At 68.3% G+C, this 1,256-nt stretch carries 1 protein-coding gene; it reads right to left on the bottom strand.

Annotated elements, in window-relative coordinates; genetic code table 11:
* Positions 1-536: 536 nt before the first annotated feature.
* Positions 537-1,154 (bottom strand): recombinase family protein, encoded by a 618-nt coding sequence (locus tag ACWDS7_RS48555; RefSeq protein ID WP_451934840.1) that lies wholly within the window; start codon positions 1,152-1,154, stop codon positions 537-539.
* Between the last annotated feature and the right edge of the window lie 102 nt (positions 1,155-1,256).

Genomic DNA, 1,256 nt, shown 5'->3' with positions numbered 1-1,256 from the left:
GTCGGCCGGCGGCCGTGACCGCTGTCTACGCCGCCACCATCGGCTCAGCGGTGGCGGTCCTCACCGTGCCGGGCGAGCAGATCAAGGCCCTGCAAAGGGCAGGTGGAGGACCATTTCGGCCGGCATCCGGCCGCTGGGATCGTCTTGTCGCAGCCTGGGCTGGGACCGGTTCCGGGCGTCCGGGTGCCGGCAGAGTTCGGCGAGGCCGAAGGCCGCACCCGACGTGGCCAGGACGCGGGAAGATGGGCTCGTTGTGGGCCGGCGGCCAACTCGACCGGGTTCCCGGGTCGGTTCCGTTCCAGAGATGGAAGCAGATCATCAGGTCCGTCACCCGCTCGGTCGTGTAGGCGAGTGTTTTGCCGTGGAGGGGATTGCTGCCGCCGAAGAGAACGGAGGGCGGGCCGAATGCCTCGTGTACTTCGGTGAGCGTGTGATCTTGAGCAGCCCAGGCGTTCACTTCTTGGTGTATGGACGCGTACTCCTGGGGCGCCACCGGAATACGGCAGAAACGGGCCGCCGGTGAGGGGAACCGCTGCTCAGTGACCTGAGGGTGCCGCGTAGGCGGTAGATCTGCCGATCTTGAGGGTCCGGGCAGCTTCGGTGACGGAGACGCCGTCGTCAACCAGGCGACGCAGGGTGGCGAGTTCGGCGGGGCCGATGACGGCGGGGCGGCCCATCCGCTTCTTGCCTGGCAGCATGGCGCCGGTGGCTTCGCGCCGCTTGGCAGCGGCGATGCCCTCGGCCTGCCGCTCGGCGCGCAGCTCCAGCTCGAACTCGGCGGCGGCGAGCACGGTGAACATGAACCGGCCCTCCTTGGTGTCGAGGTCGAAGTTCTGGGTGAGACTGACGACCTTCACGCCGCGGTCGCGCAGTCCGTTGACGGTGGTGAGGACGTGCGCGGCGGAGCGTCCCCAGCGGTCGGACTTCCAGAACTTCACGGTGTCGCCAGCCTTGGCGGTGGCCAGGAGCCGATCCCACTCCGGCCTGCTGGTGCCGCGCTTGCCGGAAAGTTTCTTGGTGAATAGCCGGTCGTATCCGGATTCCTCGATCGCGTCGAGCTGAAGCTGGGGGTTCTGGTCGCGAGAGGAGACTCGCACGTAGGCATAGGTGCGTCCGCTCTCGGCGGCCCGGGTGTGGTCGGCATGGGTGAACAAGGCGGCGCATCGTCGTCGCGGAAAGACGGGCCGGCGCGGGAGTGGCTGCCACCATCGAGGCAATCGAGGCGGCCGGATACCCGGTCAACGCGAACCTCTGGC

The organism is Streptosporangium sp. NPDC003464 (assembly GCF_053588315.1).
The sequence above is the reverse complement of the archived record's forward strand: the minus strand, read 5'-3'. Positions and strand labels throughout refer to the sequence as shown.